Source organism: Chungangia koreensis (assembly GCF_042651785.1).
Lineage (GTDB): Bacteria > Bacillota > Bacilli > Bacillales_A > Planococcaceae > Chungangia > Chungangia koreensis.
This window is the reverse complement of the sequence record NZ_JBHSEC010000002.1, coordinates 227,291-246,195: the sequence shown is the minus strand read 5'-3', so window position 1 is coordinate 246,195 and position 18,905 is coordinate 227,291. Positions and strand designations below refer to the sequence as shown.

The 18,905-nt window shown below is 41.5% G+C and carries 19 protein-coding genes; 10 read left to right on the top strand and 9 right to left on the bottom strand.

The features are described from left to right. Positions 1-94: 94 nt before the first annotated feature. From ACFOZY_RS02875 to ACFOZY_RS02850, 6 genes are all read right to left on the bottom strand, one after another. On the bottom strand, positions 95-1,174 hold the full coding sequence (locus ACFOZY_RS02875; protein ID WP_378152045.1) for an ABC transporter substrate-binding protein: 1,080 nt from the start codon (positions 1,172-1,174) through the stop codon (positions 95-97). Next, positions 1,171-1,974: an ABC transporter permease gene (locus ACFOZY_RS02870; RefSeq protein ID WP_378152043.1), complete on the bottom strand. Its 804-nt coding sequence runs from the start codon at positions 1,972-1,974 to the stop codon at positions 1,171-1,173. Before ACFOZY_RS02870 ends, ACFOZY_RS02875 begins: the two co-directional genes overlap by 4 nt. Next, on the bottom strand, positions 1,958-2,782 hold the full coding sequence (locus ACFOZY_RS02865; RefSeq protein ID WP_378152041.1) for an ABC transporter permease: 825 nt from the start codon (positions 2,780-2,782) through the stop codon (positions 1,958-1,960). The genes ACFOZY_RS02870 and ACFOZY_RS02865 overlap by 17 nt, the downstream gene beginning before the upstream one ends. Beyond that, positions 2,779-3,879, bottom strand: a complete 1,101-nt coding sequence (locus ACFOZY_RS02860) for an ABC transporter ATP-binding protein (protein ID WP_378152039.1) — start codon at positions 3,877-3,879, stop codon at positions 2,779-2,781. Before ACFOZY_RS02860 ends, ACFOZY_RS02865 begins: the two co-directional genes overlap by 4 nt. A 14-nt stretch (positions 3,880-3,893) precedes the next feature. Next, a complete protein-coding gene (locus ACFOZY_RS02855; protein WP_378152037.1) occupies positions 3,894-4,436 on the bottom strand; it encodes a helix-turn-helix domain-containing protein in 543 nt (180 codons plus the stop codon). Positions 4,437-4,642: 206 nt separating this feature from the next. Then, positions 4,643-6,091: a magnesium transporter CorA family protein gene (locus tag ACFOZY_RS02850; RefSeq protein ID WP_378152035.1), complete on the bottom strand. Its 1,449-nt coding sequence runs from the start codon at positions 6,089-6,091 to the stop codon at positions 4,643-4,645. A 71-nt stretch (positions 6,092-6,162) separates the two neighbouring features. Between ACFOZY_RS02850 and ACFOZY_RS02845 the strand changes: the two genes are divergently transcribed. The 3 genes from ACFOZY_RS02845 (at position 6,163) to ACFOZY_RS02835 (ending at position 7,764) form a co-directional block, all read left to right on the top strand. Beyond that, the gene (locus tag ACFOZY_RS02845) at positions 6,163-6,456 is read left to right on the top strand and encodes a hypothetical protein (protein ID WP_378152033.1); all 294 of its coding nucleotides are present in this window, start codon (positions 6,163-6,165) and stop codon (positions 6,454-6,456) included. A gap of 45 nt (positions 6,457-6,501) precedes the next feature. After that, positions 6,502-7,023 carry a redoxin domain-containing protein gene (locus ACFOZY_RS02840; RefSeq protein WP_378152213.1) on the top strand — a complete coding sequence of 174 codons (522 nt, stop codon included), beginning with the start codon at positions 6,502-6,504 and terminating at the stop codon, positions 7,021-7,023. An 81-nt stretch (positions 7,024-7,104) separates the two neighbouring features. After that, positions 7,105-7,764, top strand: coding sequence for a potassium channel family protein (locus tag ACFOZY_RS02835; RefSeq protein ID WP_378152031.1), 660 nt, complete (start codon positions 7,105-7,107; stop codon positions 7,762-7,764). A gap of 328 nt (positions 7,765-8,092) precedes the next feature. On the opposite strand, the gene rnjA is transcribed toward ACFOZY_RS02835, so the two are convergent. Both rnjA and ACFOZY_RS02825 read right to left on the bottom strand, forming a co-directional pair. After that, positions 8,093-9,760 (bottom strand): ribonuclease J1, encoded by a 1,668-nt coding sequence (gene rnjA / locus ACFOZY_RS02830; protein ID WP_378152029.1) that lies wholly within the window; start codon positions 9,758-9,760, stop codon positions 8,093-8,095. 5 nt (positions 9,761-9,765) lie between these two features. Continuing rightward, positions 9,766-9,975: a DNA-dependent RNA polymerase subunit epsilon gene (locus ACFOZY_RS02825; protein WP_378152027.1), complete on the bottom strand. Its 210-nt coding sequence runs from the start codon at positions 9,973-9,975 to the stop codon at positions 9,766-9,768. Between the two features lie 313 nt (positions 9,976-10,288). On the opposite strand from ACFOZY_RS02825, the gene ACFOZY_RS02820 reads away from it, so the two are divergent. Further along, entirely contained in the window at positions 10,289-11,059 is a 771-nt protein-coding gene (locus ACFOZY_RS02820; RefSeq protein ID WP_378152025.1) for a Cof-type HAD-IIB family hydrolase, read from the top strand. Positions 11,060-11,111: 52 nt separating this feature from the next. On the opposite strand, the gene def is transcribed toward ACFOZY_RS02820, so the two are convergent. Next, positions 11,112-11,669 carry a peptide deformylase gene (def, locus tag ACFOZY_RS02815; protein WP_378152022.1) on the bottom strand — a complete coding sequence of 186 codons (558 nt, stop codon included), beginning with the start codon at positions 11,667-11,669 and terminating at the stop codon, positions 11,112-11,114. Positions 11,670-11,805: 136 nt separating this feature from the next. Between def and ACFOZY_RS02810 the strand changes: the two genes are divergently transcribed. From ACFOZY_RS02810 to ACFOZY_RS02785, 6 genes are all read left to right on the top strand, one after another. Next, a complete protein-coding gene (locus tag ACFOZY_RS02810; protein WP_378152020.1) occupies positions 11,806-12,456 on the top strand; it encodes a YkyA family protein in 651 nt (216 codons plus the stop codon). Positions 12,457-12,694: 238 nt separating this feature from the next. Next, positions 12,695-13,810, top strand: coding sequence for a pyruvate dehydrogenase (acetyl-transferring) E1 component subunit alpha (pdhA, locus tag ACFOZY_RS02805; RefSeq protein WP_378152018.1), 1,116 nt, complete (start codon positions 12,695-12,697; stop codon positions 13,808-13,810). Between the two features lie 3 nt (positions 13,811-13,813). Further along, the gene (locus tag ACFOZY_RS02800; RefSeq protein WP_378152016.1) at positions 13,814-14,791 is read left to right on the top strand and encodes an alpha-ketoacid dehydrogenase subunit beta; all 978 of its coding nucleotides are present in this window, start codon (positions 13,814-13,816) and stop codon (positions 14,789-14,791) included. Between the two features lie 26 nt (positions 14,792-14,817). Next, positions 14,818-16,167 carry a dihydrolipoamide acetyltransferase family protein gene (locus ACFOZY_RS02795; protein WP_378152014.1) on the top strand — a complete coding sequence of 450 codons (1,350 nt, stop codon included), beginning with the start codon at positions 14,818-14,820 and terminating at the stop codon, positions 16,165-16,167. A 4-nt stretch (positions 16,168-16,171) separates the two neighbouring features. Then, entirely contained in the window at positions 16,172-17,584 is a 1,413-nt protein-coding gene (lpdA, locus tag ACFOZY_RS02790; RefSeq protein ID WP_378152011.1) for a dihydrolipoyl dehydrogenase, read from the top strand. Between the two features lie 447 nt (positions 17,585-18,031). Continuing rightward, complete coding sequence (locus ACFOZY_RS02785; RefSeq protein WP_378152009.1) at positions 18,032-18,880, top strand: polysaccharide deacetylase family protein; 849 nt, start codon at positions 18,032-18,034, stop codon at positions 18,878-18,880. Positions 18,881-18,905 lie beyond the last annotated feature (25 nt).

The following is an 18,905-nucleotide window of genomic DNA, read 5'->3' as shown; positions in this document are numbered from 1 at the left end:
TTAGTTACTTTATAGCCAATCTTACATTTAAACGAATTCAGAAATCATGACATAAAAAATACCCGTTCCACGGTAAGCGGAACAGGTATTAGTATTAGTTCATTTCCATTTTAAAATTCAAGAACAATTCGTTGTAAACACCAAGCATTTCAGGACCCAAGTTTTTGTACACTTCAAGCCGGTCCCGCAGCTCTACTGGCGGATAGAATCTCTCATCGCCTGTTACTTCAGGATCCATCAGCTCGATTGCCGATTTATTCGGAGTTGAATAGCCCACATAATCGGCATTTTGTGCCGCCACTTCAGGATCCAACATGAAGTTAATGAATTTATGTGCGCCTTCAACATTTGCAGCTGTACTCGGAATAATCATGTTATCGAACCAAAGATTCGATCCTTCCTTAGGTACAGAGAATGTGATATCCTCATTGATCCACATCATGTCTGCCGCTTGACCTGACCAAGTGAGAGCGATTGAAGCTTCTTCGTTTCGCATCATTTCAACGATTTCATCGCCAATGATCGCTTTTACATTTGGCGTCAAAGTAGACAGCTTATCGAACGCCTCATTTAACTCGTCTGGATCTGTAGAGTTAAGGGAATATCCGAGACTGTTGAGACCCATTCCAATGACTTCACGTGCAGAGTCAACTATGATGACCTGTCCTTTTAAGGCAGGGTCCCATAAATCTTCCCAGCTTTCAAAAGTTTGCCCTTCTTCTAACAAGGTCGGGTTATAGGCAATTCCAACCGTACCCCAGAAATAAGGGATGGAATATTCATTGCCAGGGTCAAACGGAAGATCTAAGAAGTAAGGATCGATATGCTCCAAATTTGGGATTTTTGATAAATCCAACGGAATAAGAAGATCATTCTCCTTCATCTTCTCAATTGCATACTCGGAAGGCATTGCGACATCATATGACGTACCGCCTTGTTCAATTTTAGTCATCATCGCTTCATTCGAATCGAATGTTTCGTAAATGACCTTTATACCTGTCTCTTCTTCAAACCGATCTACCAATTCCGGATCGATGTATTCGCCCCAGTTGTAAACCGTGATTGTATCATTACTGCCAGCTTTACCTGAGCCTTTATTCAGTTCCGAATTGACATAGAACAGAACTGCACAGACAGCGGCAATTACTATAACCGATCTAATAAGGTCTTTCATTTCTTAACCCCCATTCCTACAGGGTTTTTAATGCGTTGGTTGAATGCGTAATACACAATGACCAAGATCAATGTCACTATAAAAATAATTCCTGATAGAGCATTGACCGTCAATGAGATTCCGGCACGTGCCATTGAATAGATTTCCACTGAAAGTGTGGAGAACCCGTTTCCTGTCACAAAGAAAGTTACGGCAAAGTCATCAAGGGAATATGTAAGGGCCAATAGGAAACCTGCATAAATTCCGGGTTTGATGAAAGGCAATATAACTCTTGTCAAAATATCACGGTTCGTAGCTCCTAAGTCACGAGCTGCATCGATAAGTGAAGAACTCATTTCTTGGAGTTTCGGTAAGACCATCAATACAACGATCGGTACACTAAATGCGATATGGGAAATTAGTACGGAAGCAAATCCAAGCTTCACACCGACCGCTGTAAATAAAATCAGGAAGGATGCCCCAATGATGACATCCGGACTTACGATTAACACGTTGTTCAGGGACAACAATGTAGTTCGCATGCTTTTGTTCCGGATATAAATGATTCCCAAGGCACCCAATACACCTAAAATTGTAGATAGAAGACCTGATAGTAGGGCAACCAAAATTGTATTAATCAGAATGATGATTAGCCGTGTATCTTGGAATACCGCAACATAGTGCTCTAATGTGAATCCTTCAAAGCTGGACATCGTTCCATTGCTATTGAACGAATAAAAGATCAAGTAAAAGATTGGCACGTATAAAATGAGAAAGATGAGCGCCAAAAAGATTTTTGATAGATTATTTAATCTTCCCATTAATGGACGCCCCCTTGTCTCGTTGGTTTGTAATGATCATGATGACAACCATGAAAATGATTAAGAATACGGCGATAGTCGAACCCATTCCCCAGTTTTGTGTGACGAGGAACTGTTGTTCAATTGCTGTACCGAGTGTAATGACTTTATTCCCAGCGATCAAACGAGTGATCATGAAGAGGGATAGGGCAGGGATAAAGACAACTTGAATCCCGGATTTCACACCGTTCATCGTTAATGGGAGAATGACCTTTTGGAACGTTGTCCAAGGTGATGCACCTAAGTCACGTGATGCATCAATTAGAGCTGGATTCAATTTATCCAATGCATTGAAAATCGGCAAAATCATAAACGGAATAAAGATATACACCGACACGAAAATGAAACTGAAGTCAGTGAATAGAATTTGCTTTGAACCGATTCCGATTGCATCAAGGAAAGCGTTGATCGGCCCGTACAAGCCAAAAATTCCGATGAAGGAATAGGTTTTGAGCAAAAGGTTGATCCAAGACGGAATGATAATTAATAGAAGCCATAATTGCTTATGTTTTGTCTTAGTCAACAAGTAAGCCGTCGGATACGCAATGATCAGCGAAATGAGTGTGATTAAGAATGCGTACCAAAACGAGCTAAGAGTTAGTTTCAAATAGACCGAAGTGAAGAAGTTCTTGTAGTTATCCAAAGTGAACTGGCCGCTGATGTCGAAAAACGAATAGTAAGCTACTAACAGAATAGGAGCGACGACGAACAGGACCATCCATGCTAAATATGGGACGAGATAGAAGGTGCGTGTCGTGTTCGTCTTCATGGGCGTCCTGCTCCGTAAGATTCCAATCGTTTGTCGAACTCTTCTTCAGTTTCGTTCAATCTCATAACATGAATCGCTTCAGGATCAAAGTCCAGTCCGATTTTGGAACCGACATCTGCTTTTTTCGTCGAATGGACGAGCCACTCATTGCCGTCTTCGTCATAAGTGGACAACTCATAGTGAACACCACGGAATAATTGTGTATCTACTTTAACTGACATTTTTCCGGAATCGATAGAAGTGATTTCAAGGTCTTCCGGTCGGATGACGATATCCACTTTCTCATTAGGATTCAACCCTTGGTCGACACATTCAAATGTCTTGCCGGCAAATTGAACTTTATAATCTTCGACCATGACTCCAGGAACGATATTCGATTCACCGATGAAGTCTGCCACAAAACGGTTGATCGGCTCATCATAAATATCAATTGGTGTACCGGATTGTTGGATGGAACCTTCATTGATCACAAAAATTTCGTCGGACATCGCAAGCGCTTCTTCTTGGTCGTGCGTGACGAATATGAAAGTTTTTCCAAGGCGTTGCTGCAACTCTCTAAGTTCATACTGCATTTCAGTACGAAGCTTCAAGTCAAGTGCAGATAGCGGTTCATCTAAAAGAACGATTTCAGGATCATTAATAATGGCACGAGCAATCGCAACACGTTGCCTTTGACCACCTGACATTTCTGCGATTTCACGATTTTCGAATCCAGTCAAGTTGACGAATTTCAACGCTTCTTTTACACGTTTATCGATTTCGTCCTTTTTCACTTTCTTTGTGCGAAGACCGAATGCAATATTTTCATAAACATTCAAGTGAGGGAACAGGGCATAGTCCTGGAACACTGTATTTACTTGGCGATCATTCGCAGGAACATGGTTGATCTTTTGGCCATCGAAATAGATATTGCCTTCAGTCGGTTCGATGAATCCGGCAATTAGTCGTAGAATGGTAGTTTTACCGCATCCAGATGGGCCTAATAGCGTGTAAAACTTACCGCGTTCCAATTCAAAACTAACATTTTTTAATACAGTTGTTTCGTCATCGTATTTTTTCGTGACGTTTTCAAAACGGATAATCGGTTGTGCAGTCATTTTGACCTCCTGTTTCATAAATAGGATAGAGTTGCGACTATAATGAGTTCTGTTGTACCATGATGCGAATTGGATAGCTTGTGATTGTCAGAAGCTTCGTAGTACATGGCCTCTCCAGCTTCAGCGATAAAGTGCTGCTTGCCCAAGTCCAGACGAACACTTCCTTTTAAGACGTAAATAAAGGTTTCTGAGAGGGAGGGCTCAAATTCCTTGAATTCTCCTTCATCTTCAAATGTGAGGAAAACCGGCTCCATTTCTTTTTCATTGGATTCCGGTACAAGCCATTGAAGCTTATAATGCTTTTCTTCATCCTCGAAAATGGTCATTTCGTCCTCTGTGTAAATCACTTTCTGATCGTCTTCTTCTTCATCGAAAAAGTCTTTAGGAGTAGAACCCAATACTTCCAGTATGGAAAAGAGTGTTTCAATGGAAGGCGAGTTCAAGTCTCGTTCAAGCTGCGATATGTATCCTTTGCTCAAGTCGGTGCGTTCGCCAAGCTCCTCTTGTGTAAGGCCTTTTTTTAGCCGGAGCTTTTTGATCTTTTTACCGATTTGCATGTAAACAGCTCCTCTAAGAGTTTATCTATTGTAAACTCCAAGTAAGAAAAGTTTAGTTTTACCTTACTTTAAGTTTACTATTAGCGGTTTTTATTATACAAAAAGATAAAGATAAATCAAGGACTTTTTAGAAAAAAACATAAATTTAATAGAAAGTCGATGCGTTCGAAGTCGGCAAGAAAAATAAAAGGGCCATAAGTAGCCCTTTAGAAATGCTTATGAAGTTTCTTAATAATCTTTAATCGGAGCCATCGAACAATGGTTACGACAAAGAGAGATATGGATAATAAAATCCCTACAGCAGCGGTTAACAGAGTAATCCATTCCATAAAGTTATAGTTTTGAATGGCCGACCAGCCGGTTTGCCCCTTCCAATCTTCAATGACTAAATTCATGCCGACAATTCCAGAGATGACTGTAAATACAGTGAGCATGAATAGTAATTGATTTTGCCGTTCAGCTGCAATATTTTCTTGGTTCTGATACAGCTCGTGAAGCGTGCCTTTCACTTCTGCATACAAATCATCGATATGAAAGGTTCTTAAAAATATTTTAGAGAGTTCTTTTCCTTCAGTCCTGGCACTTACCTCCCCAAAATAATAACGAGAAGAAAAGATCGTAATGAGTTCAATCAGATCTCTAATATAGTCCTCATCCTTATTCCACTCCAAATCACTATACTCAAAAGATAAGCGGAGGAGCATGACCCGGTAAAAGTAATGAAGGATGAGATTATAGTAATGGGTGCCCATGTACTGAGAAAGCTGCCGCTCCGACTCTTCAATCGGATTGCGTGAAACTTTGATATGGGCGTGTTCAGTCGTTACCGTGTAGGTATACGGTGCCCACCGGTCATGAATATGTTCTTGATAGAAACGGTCAATATAGTCCTTATTAGTTGTAGAGAGATAAGGTTTCCCTTGAGGATCCCGTCCGTCAAGATGGCCCATCCGATACAAGCTTGTTGGGTCTAATTCTTCGTTGTCTCCAGAGAAAAGGAAACCAGTAACAAACATGCGCTCATCCTCGAAATAAGGAAGACTTCCGAAGTAACCGCGCAACTTCTGATTATCGATAATATAGTCTTTAATGTCAGGGCATAAATAATCAAACAGAAAAGTATGGCCGTTTTCATAGCTTTTACCTTCTGTTGTCACAATAGTAGCGCCCTTTTCTTCCTTTAATTTGGGTTCTGCTACACGCATGTAATTCATAAAGTTCAATACATCCGACAATTCTTTTTCTTTACTCGTTAGTTCTGTACGCATCGTAAGAAAGGCTATGCCAAATGGACAAAAGAAGACATCTACACTTTCTACTTTAAATGGATAGGAGAATCCATTTACTTCTAGTTTGAATGATTTCCTGATTCTTTTTGAAAATCGATGGAAACCATACATATCAAAATTCTTCGGAAATAGCTTTTGTTGTACGTAAGGAAGAAAATATTGATCCAGCTCTTCGTTTAATACTTTAACCTGATTACCGTAGTATTCATCTTCTAATTGGTTATTATCTAAATTAAAGAAGGTATATCCTTTGTTTTGTAACAAGTCACCTAACTCTTGCAAGTATTTTTGTTGATAGGCAAAAGGAAGGATATAGGACATGTACGCTTCTTTAATTACCATTGGCTTTAAATCTGCTCTCAGCATTGTAAAACCTCCAAGGAGACGTTGTTCTTTTGTTCAAATATGGTAAAATTGACCCTAAAGGAGGGAAGGCAATGGCCAAAAAACTTTATATGTACTTAAATCCGTTATTCCGGAAAAAAAGTGATTCTCCGTTAAAGGAGAAAGTGGTGGAAGGTGTATTTTTGCTGCAAAATCGCAAGGTCATCGAGTATTCAGAGATGTTTGACCACTGCAGCCATTGTCTTGAACCGTTAGTTTACAGTGAGCTCTATGATTCGACATACTGTACTGAATGTAATCAGTGGAGTGAAGAACCTTGTGAGGATGAAGATTGCGAATATTGTTCTAAACGTCCGCCTCGGCCATTATGGACGGATCAGTTTTAGGGATATTATCAGTTTTCCCTGCATACATACGTCTAAACATGCACAATTGTTTTCTCCATAGTCAGTCCCCCGCATACAATAAGTAGCGGGGATTTTTTTATTGAAGGAGGAAATTCCATTAAACTTCGTCAATCATTACCTGAACTGATAGGAGAGACCCTATGGCTGAACGGGGCGGTTACTACAAAAGAGTTAATAGGGGATCAGCCATGCATCGTCCATTTCTGGTCCGTCAGCTGCGATTTGTGCACTGACGTGATGCCGGAATTCAATCGACTCCGGAATAAGTATCGGAACGCTATGAATGTAGTGGCCGTTCATATGCCGAGAGCAAAAGGAGACAAAGACTTACAGGACATCGAACGTTCCGTGAAAAAGTACGGGATGACTCAGCCGGTCTTTGTGGATAATAACTTACATCTGACGAAACAGTTTGGAAATCAGTTTGTTCCGGCTTATTACTTATTCGACCGCAATGGAAAACTCCGGCACGTGCAAGCAGGTGGCGGGGGCATGAACCTTTTGGAGATGCGAATCAAACGATTATTGGAAGAATCGAGGCGTTAAATTTTCTCTCTACAAGGTGCTTTCACAAGTGGAAGACTTGTGATAAACTAGCCCCATTCGGTGTGAACGGGGGTATTGGCGTTGAAAAAGGAATTTGTAGTAATCGGGCTTGGTCGTTTTGGCGGAAGCTTAGTAAAAGAATTGATTGACCAAGGCGCCGATGTTTTGGCAATAGACAAGTTTTCCGAAAGGGTGGATGATTATGCCTCAATTGCCACACAAGCAGTCATCGCCGATACGACAGATGATAATGTATTAAAGTCCTTAGGATTACAGAATTTCGAGCATGTCATTGTGGCCATTGGGGAAGATATACAATCGAGCATTTTGACAACCATCATGCTGAAAGAAATCGGTGTGAAACAAATTACGGTGAAGGCTCAAAATGACTACCATGAAAAGGTATTGAAAAAAATTGGGGCGGACCACGTCATTCATCCGGAGCGGGATATGGCAAGGAGACTCGCGACAAGTATCATGTCAAACACGATTCTCGATTTTATCGAGCTTTCAGACGAACATTCCATTGCGGAAATCCGGGCAAATGAAATTTTAGCAGGGCACACACTCGGAGACTTGGATGTGCGCGCTAAATATGGCTTGAACATTGTTGCGATTAAGCGTGATGATCAAATCATTGTTTCGCCACAAGCCCAGGAAGAGATCAAATCTGATGATTTATTAATTCTAATTGGCGGAGACGCCGACATTACTCGCTTCGAGAAAAAGGCTTTGCATTGATTTCACTGTTTTAGTTGTGCCTATCGTATGAAAATTGTAAAGGACTCAATCCCATTAGGAGTGAGTCCTTTATTTTTGTCATCGAGTAAAACAGAAATTTAAGCTTCAGGCGGACGCTTTCCGCGGACTCGCGCCAAGCTTAGGCCGATAGGATGTCGGTCATGGATGCGTTGCCGCACGATGCGGCGCACTTAGCATCCCATCTTTTATTCGCCTGCGGGGTCTCGGACTGTCTCGCTGTCGGGCCCATCATGATTCCAAACAATTAAGTTTGTCTACAGTCTAAAAGAACCCAATCCATTAGTCTGGATTGGGTTCTTTAAACGTTTTATACTTCCATCACAATCGGTAAGATCATTGGACGACGTTTTGTTTTTTCGAACAAATATGGTCCTAACACATCGGAAATCTCGTTTTTGAGTTCCGACCATTGCGTGTCCTTACCTTGGACTGAACTTTTCAAATGTCTATTAAGCATTTGCTGTGCTTCATTGATCATCATTCCTGATTCACGCATATAGACAAATCCTCGTGAAATCAGGTCCGGCCCTGAAACAATTTTGTTTGCTTCTTTGTCAACACTGACAACAACGATCACAAGACCTTCCTCAGAAAGAATCCGACGATCTCGTAATACGATATTTCCGATATCACCAATTCCGCTGCCATCGATGTAAACATCGCCTGCTGGGACTCTGCCCGCAACTTGAGCGTCGTTGGAACTTAAAGCCAAGACATCGCCATTTTCCATGACGAATGAATTTTCAATTGGAACTCCAACATCTTCAGCAAGATGCGTATGGATTTTCAACATACGGTATTCACCGTGTATTGGCATAAAGTATTTAGGTTTGATTAACCGCAGCATCAGCTTTTGTTCTTCTTGGGAACCATGTCCGGAAGTATGGATGTTGTTCAACGGTCCATAAATCACTTCTGCACCCGCTCTGAAAAGAAGATTGATGATCCGGTTTACACTCGTATTATTTCCTGGAATCGGGTTGGAAGAAAATACGACGGTATCTCCAGGTTGAATCTGGATCTGGCGATGTGTTCCGTTAGCAATCCTTGAAAGGGCAGCCATCGGTTCACCTTGGCTTCCTGTACATAAAATCATGACTTCGTTAGCAGGAAGTCTATTTAATGTTTGGGCATCGATGAATGTGTCTTTCGGTGCATTAATATAACCCAGTTCATGCCCGATATTAATGGCATTGTCCATACTGCGTCCAAATACGGCGATTTTTCTGCCGTGTTTCACTGCTGCGTCCGTAACTTGCTGAACACGATAAATGTTAGACGCGAATGTTGCAAAGATGATCCGTCCATCTACTTTACGGAACACTTCATCAATACTTTCTCCGACCTTACGTTCAGACATCGTAAAGTTAGGAACTTCAGCATTCGTACTATCAGAAAGAAGACACAGTACACCTTCTTTTCCGATTTCAGCCATCTTTGTTAAGTTGGCCGGTTCACCGACAGGAGTGAAGTCAAATTTGAAATCGCCTGTATGGACGATGTTCCCAGGCGGTGTCTTGACGACAACTGCATAGGAATCAGGAATACTATGGGTTGTCCGGATAAAGCTGACTGAAGTTTTACGGAACTTGATGACATCATCTTCATTAATAACCGTCATCTTCGTCTGACGAAGCAGCCCGTGTTCTTCAAGCTTATTGCGCAATAGCCCAAGTGCAAGTTTTCCACCGTAAACAGGCATATTCACTTGTTTAAGGAGATAAGGAATACCTCCGATATGGTCTTCGTGACCATGTGTAATGAAAAGTCCCTTAATCTTATCCGCATTTTTCACCAAATAAGAATAATCCGGGATGACATAATCGATGCCAAGTAGATCATCTTCAGGAAATTTGATGCCTGCATCGATTACGATAATCTCGTCCTGAAATTGGACAGCGTACGTATTTTTGCCGATTTCACCCAGTCCGCCAAGTGCGAAAACGGCCGCTTGATCATTTTTTACAAATTTCATATGGATTATATGTTCTCCACTTTATAGTTTGGACTTGCTTGCTCATACTCTAAATGATTCCCCTCAAGCAGCGAGATATACTCGATGTTGTATGGGCGATCTTTTAGCTTGTGACGTACTTCCCGTTCGGAAGATGCTTCGATGTACAGAGTTTTCGTGTTTTCGCGAACTGGAACTTCATGTACATTTTCTTGGTAATAAACTTTGTAAATCATGTCTTATGCTCCTTTTGCACGTTCAAGTTTGAACTCATATCCTTTATATTATCACGCTGTTGTCTTAAAATAAAGAAAAGCCCCCCAATACTTGGGAGGCTAACAGTCACGCAATCGATTTCTTTCCGAGGATGCCATTGAGCCGTTTCAATAGTTTCTTTTTCCAACGTTTCATCATGGCACATCACTCCTTATATCCATTATATAGTATTTTGAATCTTTCGTAAAGATATTTTTGGAAATTTTACAATCACTCGGAATCAACGATATCTTTCATTTATAGTATGCAACTTTTATAGGAAGGGATGTAAAAATGGGAAAAATTCTTTTTATAGATGTAGATGGAACATTATACGATACTAATAAATCATTGCCGGAATCTGCTAAAACGGCTATTTGGAAGGCTAAGCATAATGGACATTTAGTTGCCATTTCTACAGGCAGGGCACCATTCATGATCGAGCCGGTTCTAAAGGAATTAGAAATTGATTCATACGTTTGTTTCAATGGACAGTATGTAGTTTTGAAAGGTGAGGTCATCCATACCGGTGCAATCGAAAAAGAATATTTAGGTGAAGTTACAAGATTTGCAGGAGAACAGTCTCATCCACTTGTCTATTTAGACGAAAAGAAAATGGTATCTTCTATAGAAGAGCATCCTGATGTAGAGACAGGAATTTCAAGCTTGAAGTTTCCATATCCTGAAGTAGATGAAACTTATTTTGAGAATCATCCAGTATTTCAAACTCTCATTTTTTGTACAGCAGAGGAACAGTTACAGTATGAGCGATCATTCCCTCATTTGAAGTTTGTCCGCTGGCACCCGGTTTCTTGTGATGTATTGCCTGAAGGTGGTTCCAAAGCGAAAGGGATGCAAGTACTGTTGGATAGAGTAGGAATGAGCATGGATGATGCAATTGCTTTCGGTGATGGGCTGAATGACGTAGAAATGTTAGATGCTGCTGGTATTGGTGTAGCAATGGGAAATGCTCTTCCAGAAGTGAAAGAGCGTGCAGATTATATTGCAGAACATGTAAATGCAGGCGGACTTGCAAAAGCTATGCATGAATTGAAATTAATCTAAAGTTTAACCGATTAAAGACTGCCACGTCGCGATGACATGGCAGTCTTACATTTTATTTCGTTTCAAGAGGTGAAGCGTCAGGTATTTCTGAGAAGGGGTTGACGGGATTGATGTGATCATAGAACATTATCCCATTTAAATGGTCGAGCTCATGTTGAAATGCGACGGCCGGAAGTCCTTTTAGACGTAACTTTAATTCATTGCCTTCAATGGTATGGAATTTAACAGTAATGCGTTTGTAGCGAGGTACATATCCAGGAACTTCCCGATCCACCGATAGACAACCCTCGCCACCCGACAAATACGTTTTTTCTACAGAATGGCTAACAATTTTCGGGTTTAGAGCAACAAAACTTAGAAACTGGCCGTCATCATCAGGCATATGCAACGCAAACATCCGCTTACTGACATTCACTTGGGGAGCAGCTAAACCGATGCCTCCTCTTAGACCATACTTTTCAGCAATTTCATCGTCCTGACTATTTTTTAAATATGTTAACATGTCCTCAGCCAATTGGCGGTCATCGGCTGACAAAGGAAGCTCTACTTCAGCTGCGACTTGGCGCAACACGGGATGTCCTTCTCGTACAATGTCGTCCATTAATATCATCTGGACCCTTCCTTTCTAAACTTATTCCACTAATAGTATAAATGAAATATGGCTTTCTAAGCAGTACTTTTGTTTCTGTTGAAATCGTAATCTATAAAAGATATAGTAGAACGGGAAAATAGGAGGGTATGCAGGCATGAACAGAATCATCATCATCAGCCTTTTTTCATTCATCTTACTACTTTCGGGCTGCAGTTTTGGCACATCAACAGAGTCATCGTTAAATGATGTCTTGTCGAAAGTATATGAGGATGAGGAAGGGTATAGGACGGCGCAAGAGCAACTAAGTGAACTGGAGAAAAATGAGCAAACCTCCTTCAAGGAAATGATGGAACTGACGCAGGAGCAAAAAGAAGAGTTGTCCGCAAAAGTCAGTGAAATGGAGACTTCTCTTGAAGAGCGTTTGAAGCTTATTTCAGCTGAGGAAGAATCGATCAATCAAGCCGAGGAAACGTTCAAAGAAATAGATGGAGTAATTGAACAGGCAGAGGAAGAAGACGTAAAAGGTATTCTTCAAGATATGAAAGCCGAGATGACTGAACGATTTTCCATGCATGAAGAATTCATAAAACAATATGAACAACTATCAGAACTGCAACGATCGCTTTATGCGATGCTGGCGGACAATCAGACAGAGATGCCGGCACTTCAGAACAAGGTAAAAGAAGTAAATGTTCAGAATGATGCAGTACAAAAAGTGATTGCTCAATTTAATGAGCATACAAAAATATTCAATGATTTAAAAAATGAAGTGTATGAAAAGTTTAATGGGGAAAAGAATGAATAAAGGATAGACGGTCTGGAACTAGACCGTCTATTATTTTTGTAGTGATACAGATGTTTTGTTGTATTAATACAGAATTAAATTATTTGAAATTTCCCACTTGGATGACAACCTTTATGCAATAGAGATAGCCTGATTGACCACGCTTTCAAAGTGGCGTATACTGATGAGTGTTTAGAATAATTGTATCAATGAATACAACTGAAATTCCTAATACAGTTAACAAAGGAGAGGTGTAGAAATGGCTGCTAAAAAAACTAAGCAGATTGATCCGGAAAAAGTACTCAAAACGATCGAAGAACAGTTTGAAATGTTCCAGATCTTAAATGAAGAAGGGGAAGTCGTAAATCCGGATGCGGTTCCTGATCTAACAGATGAAGAATTGGTTGAATTGATGAGCCGTATGGTCTATACGCGGATTCTTGACCAACGTTCGATTTCACTTAATCGTCAAGGTCGTCTTGGATTCTACGCACCAACAGCTGGACAAGAAGCATCTCAATTGGCATCTCATTTCGCTTTGGAAAAAGAAGATTTCATTCTTCCGGGTTATCGTGATGTTCCACAAATCGTTTGGCATGGTTTGCCGTTATGGCAAGCATTCTTGTTCTCCCGCGGGCATTTCGTCGGGAACCAGATACCGGAAGGCGTGAACGTTCTGCCTCCGCAAATCATTATCGGTGCACAATATATCCAAGCAACAGGAGTAGCGCTCGGTATTCAGAAGCGTGGTACTAAAGCTGTTGCAGTCACATACACAGGAGACGGCGGTTCTTCACAAGGTGATTTCTATGAAGGGATCAACTTTGCAGGTGCATTCAATGTGCCGGCAATTTTCTTCGTGCAAAATAACCAATACGCTATTTCGACACCGCGTGAACTTCAAACATCGGCGAAAACAATCGCTCAAAAAGCGGTTGCTGCCGGAATTCCCGGAGTATTAGTTGATGGTATGGATCCACTTGCTGTATATGCTGCTACTAAAGATGCAAGGGAACGTGCTGTAAACGGTGGAGGACCAACGCTGATTGAGACGATCTGTTACCGTTTTGGACCACATACTATGGCAGGGGATGACCCGACTCGTTATCGTACATCTGATACAGATTCTGAATGGGAAAAGAAAGACCCTCTCGTTCGTTTCCGTAAATACATGGAAGGCAAAGGAATCTGGAACGAAGAGAAAGAAAACGAAGTAATCGAACGTGCAAAAGAGGAAATTAAGGAAGCGATTAAGAAAGCGGATGCTACACCTAAACAAAAGGTGACTGATTTGATTAACATCATGCATGAAAGTGAACTTCCATTAAATTTAAAAGAGCAATTAGAAATTTATACAGCGAAGGAGTCGAAGTAACCGATGGCACAAATGACGATGATTCAAGCCATTACGGATGCTCTCCGAACAGAGCTTAAAAATGATGAAAACGTCCTCGTCTTCGGTGAAGATGTCGGCGTAAACGGAGGAGTTTTCCGTGCTACGGAAGGGCTTCAAAAAGAATTTGGCGTAAACCGGGTATTTGATACTCCATTAGCAGAGTCAGGTATAGGCGGACTTGCGGTTGGTTTATCGGTCCAAGGTTTCCGTCCAGTTCCTGAAATACAATTTTTCGGATTTGTCTATGAAGTGATGGATTCAATCAGTGGACAACTTGCACGTATGCGTTACCGTAGTGGCGGCGTGTTCAATATGCCAGTTACCATCCGTTCTCCATTTGGCGGAGGGGTACACACTCCGGAGATGCACGCAGACAGTTTGGAAGGTCTCGTAGCTTCTCAGCCTGGATTGAAAGTGGTTATTCCTTCAACACCTTACGATGCAAAAGGACTTTTAATTTCATCCATCCGAGATAATGATCCGGTTATTTTCCTTGAGCATATGAAACTGTATCGTTCATTCCGCCAAGATGTGCCTGAAGAGGAATACACAATTCCATTAGGAAAAGCGGATGTGAAACGTGAAGGTAAAGACTTGTCGATTATCACTTATGGTGCAATGGTGCATGATAGCATTAAAGCTGCAGAAGAATTAGAGAAGGAAGGCTTTTCTGTTGAAGTAGTGGACCTTCGAACTGTTCAACCATTAGACATTGAGACAATCATCGGTTCTGTTGAAAAAACTGGCCGTGCAATTGTTGTTCAAGAAGCTCAAAAACAAGCAGGTATTGCAGCGAATGTTGTAACCGAAATCATGGAACGAGCAATTCTTAGCTTAGAAGCTCCAGTACTGCGTGTGACGGCTCCGGATACTGTATATCCGTTCTCACAAGCTGAGGAAGTTTGGCTTCCAAATTCAAAAGATATTGTAGAAACTGCTAAAAAAGTGTTGACGTTCTAATTTAGAAAAAAGAAAGGGTGAAAAATGTGGCATTCGAATTTCGTTTACCAGATATCGGTGAAGGAATCCACGAAGGGGAAATCGTTAAATGGTTTGTAAAACCAGGCGACAAAATCTCTGAGGATGATGTCCTTCTTGAAGTTCAAAATGACAAAGCAGTAGTTGAAATTCCATCGCCTGTAACAGGAACTGTACAGGAAGTATTAGTCGGTGAAGGGACAGTTGCTGTTGTTGGAGATGTACTTGTCCGAATCGATGCGCCAGGTTACGAGGATATGCAATTCAAAGGCGGGTCTTCTGAAGGTGAATCCAAGACAGAAGCTCAAGTCCAATCTTCAATGGAATCCGGTCAAGAAATCGATAAAAAACCAGTACCTGAAGCGGAAACAGATCAGAAAACTGGTGCTGGAAATGTTCCAGAAGATAATTCTGATCAACCGACGGATCAGCGCGTAATCGCAATGCCTTCAGTACGTAAGTTTGCTCGTGATTCCGGAGTAGATATCCGTCAAGTGACGGGCTCAGGGAAAAATGGCCGCGTATTGAAAGAAGATATTGAAGCATTCAAGAACGGCGGACAAGCAGTAGATCAAGCATCAGTCGAAAATGCTCAGCAAGCTGAAGCGGTAGAAGAAAAGTCTGCTAAACCGTCTGTACCAGTATTTGAAGGCGAATTCCCAGAAACAAGAGAAAAAATGTCTGGAATCCGAAAAGCGATTGCAAAAGCGATGGTTCATTCCAAACATACAGCTCCTCATGTTACATTGATGGACGAAGTAGACGTAACAGAATTGGTTGCGCATCGCAAAAAGTTCAAGGAAATGGCAGCAGAAAAGAATATCAAGCTTACGTACTTGCCATATGTGGTAAAGGCGTTAGTTAGCACACTGCGTGAGTTCCCTGACTTGAACCGTTCCCTTGACGATGAAGCAGGAGAAATTGTTCAAAAACATTATTACAATATCGGAATTGCTGCAGATACGGAAAAAGGGCTGTTAGTTCCTGTGATCAAGCATGCAGACCGCAAATCTGTATTTTCAATTTCTGATGAAATTAATTCTCTCGCGACAAAAGCACGTGAAGGCAAATTAGCTCCGAATGAAATGAAGGGGGCTTCTTGCTCAATCACGAATATCGGTTCTGCAGGTGGCCAGTGGTTCACCCCGGTCATTAACCATCCGGAAGTTGCTATTTTGGGAATTGGTCGAATTTCAGAAAAACCTGTCGTGAAAAATGGTGAAATTGTAGCCGCTCCTGTGTTAGCATTATCATTGAGCTTTGACCATCGGATGATCGATGGTGCGACTGCCCAACATGCGTTAAATCATATTAAGCGTTTGTTAGGCAATCCAGAACTTTTATTAATGGAGGCGTAAAATCATGGTAGTTGGAGATTTCCCGATTGAAACAGACACTCTTGTCATCGGTTCAGGTCCCGGAGGCTATGTAGCGGCAATCCGTGCTGCACAAACCGGTCAAAAAGTGACAATTGTTGAGAAAGAATATATTGGTGGGGTTTGCTTGAACGTCGGATGTATCCCATCCAAGGCCCTTATTTCTGTAGGGCACCGTTTTGAGCAGGCAAAACATTCCGATGTCATGGGGATCACTGCTTCTGATGTAACAATCGATTTCTCAAAAGCACAGGAATTCAAGAACAGCGTCGTTAAAAAATTGACTGGCGGAGTAGAATCCTTGCTTAAAGGCAACAAAGTTGAAATTGTAAGTGGCGAAGCATACTTCGTTGATGCGAATACTGTACGTGTTATGGATGAAAATTCAGCACAAACTTACAAATTCAAAAATGTAATTATTGCTTCAGGATCTCGTCCTGTAGAAATCCCTACGTTCAAATACTCTAAACGTGTCTTGAACTCTACTGGAGCATTGAACTTGCCGGAAGTACCTAAGAAATTGGTATTGATCGGCGGCGGTTATATCGGAACTGAGCTTGGTACTGCTTTTGCCAACTTAGGGTCTGAGGTAACAATCATCGAAGGCGGCAAGGATATCTTGGCTGGATTCGAAAAACAAATGACTCAAATCGTTAAAAAAGGCCTGAAAGCAAAAGGTGTAGAAGTGGTTGTAAATGCATCTGCTAAAGGCGTAGAAGAATCTGACACAGGTGTGGTAGTCACTTATGAAGCAGGCGGAGAAGAGAAGAAAGTCGAAGCCGACTACGTATTAGTGACTGTAGGCCGTCGTCCAAATACGGATGAAATGGGTCTTGACGCTGTTGGTGTAACAGTTGGCGAACGTGGTTTGATCGAAGTGGATAAACAATGCCGCACAAACATTCCGAACATCTATGCAATTGGTGACGTTGTTGCGGGTCCTCAATTGGCTCACAAAGCTTCTTACGAAGGTAAAGTTGCAGCAGAAGCGATTGCTGGTATGTCATCTGTCGTTGACTACTTGGCGATTCCTGCAGTTTGCTTCACTGATCCGGAACTTGCTACAGTCGGTCTATCCGAAGAGCAAGCGAAGGCAGAAGGCTATGATGTGAAAGCTGACAAGTTCCCATTTGGCGCAAACGGCCGTGCATTGGCGTTAAATGCTACAGACGGATTTGTTAAATTAGTAGCAAGAAAAGAAGATGGCTTGCTATTGGGTGCTCAAATCGTCGGTCAAGGCGCATCTGACATGATCGCTGAACTTGGCTTAGCTATTGAAGCTGGAATGACTGTAGAAGATATTGCCATGACAATCCATGCTCACCCTACATTGGGCGAGATTGCAATGGAAGCTGCAGAAGTGGTTATGGGTCATCCAATCCATATCTTGAAAAAATAATAGGCTATAAGAAAAGGTTCCGGATTGATTTCAATTTCAATTCCGGAACCTTTTTTTGTTTCTGTAGAGGTGTAGTGCCCCGCAATTGGAGTCGTTTATTCCGCAATATGGAACGCAGTAACCGCAATATGACGGGCAAGCATTGGAAACTTTAATGGGGTCCATAGATTTGTGCACCGCAATTTGCTCCATTTATTCCGCAATACACGAGGTAATCTCCGCATTATAGACCATAGTTCCCGCAATATAACCTGAAGTTCCCGCAATACCTCCAATTTGACCTGAGGAAACCGAACCTCATTATGCCAAAGGACTATTTCCAGCCATTCATATCGAACCTGAGTCATTCGATGAATCTTTCTTCTTATTTTTACTGTATTCATGTATCCTTCGTTGTTTCATAGATTCCTTGCATGATAGAATGACAGGGAAAGGGTGCGATCCATCATGATAAACAAACAACTTAGTTGCTTATTGGCTTTAAGTTTAGTCCTTGCTGCTTGTTCAGCCAATGAAGTGAATGAACAAACACCGGTAGAGGAAAATCCTGAAAAGATTGAGGTTTCCAAAGATGTAAGTGATGAAATCGAAAATCCGGTAGATGAACCAGGGATTGAAGAAGAGCCCGAAGAAACAGAGGAACCGGCTGAACCAGAACCTCTCTATGAAATTAGCGAAGCCAATTGGACATTAAAGCCCATTTCAAATGCCAATCCAAAGGCTGTACTATTAACAATTGATGATGCTCCAGATCGTTATGCTCTGGAGATGGCACAGACTTTGAAAGAGCTGAATGCCCCTGCAATATTTTTCGTGAATGGCCATTTCTTGGACACGGAAGAAGAGAAGAGTGTTCTAAAACAGATCCATGATCTTGGTTTTCCTATTGGCAATCATACATATTCACACCCAAATTTGAAACAATTGAACGAAACTGAACAGTCTACTGAAATAGTGAAATTGAACGATACGGTTGAGAGTATACTTGGAGAGCGACCCGTCTTTTTCAGAGCACCTTTTGGCGCGAATACGGATTATAGCCGTCAATTAGCTAAAGATGAAAATATGCTGGCGATGAACTGGACGTATGGCTATGATTGGGAGAAGGAGTACCGGGATTCAGCTTCCTTGATCGAGATCATGGTACATACGCCGTATTTAACAGATGGCGCTATTCTTTTGATGCATGATCGTCAATGGACTGCTGAAGCTTTACCTGGGGTTGTAGAGGGCTTAAGGGCTTCTGGATATGAACTGATTGATCCCGCAACGATTAAAGGAATTGAACAAAAATGATAAAAGCTGTCCAGCAGGATTATTA